The sequence below is a fragment of the Geobacillus sp. ZGt-1 genome, from assembly GCF_001026865.1.
GTDB lineage: Bacteria > Bacillota > Bacilli > Bacillales > Anoxybacillaceae > Geobacillus > Geobacillus thermoleovorans.
In genome coordinates, this window is record NZ_LDPD01000013.1 from 127535 (window position 1) to 127909 (window position 375).

General features: G+C 42.9%; 1 protein-coding gene. It reads left to right on the plus strand.

The window, feature by feature from the left end; translation table 11 throughout:
* Positions 1–117: 117 nt before the first annotated feature.
* Positions 118–375, plus strand: a 258-nt coding sequence (locus VU18_RS04875; protein WP_236687288.1) for a hypothetical protein, incomplete at its 3' end; no start/stop codon positions are given.

The following is a 375-nucleotide window of genomic DNA, read 5'->3' on the forward strand; positions in this document are numbered from 1 at the left end:
CAATCCATCATTCTAGCCAACATCGTTATTGGTTCCATAGCCTCTTACGAAATGAAGCTGGAACCGCAGTAAAGACGAGAACAAGCGATATAATATTTGGAGAGGAGAAGGGATAACATGATCGTGAACCGAAAAAAGAAATGGAAATCAAAATGGGCATCTTTATCGCTTGCAGCAGCAGTAATAGCCACTGCCGGTGCAGCGGGAGCAGAATCCGCAACAGCCTTTTTAGATGGGTCAAGTACTTACAGCAATACAAAAACTATTAGAGCAAATACAAATGGTACAGGGAATATTCATGCTGTAAATAATGGTGCCAATACCCAAACGAGAGGCTATGCTTACAAATCGATTGATTGGTGGCCCGACAGCGTC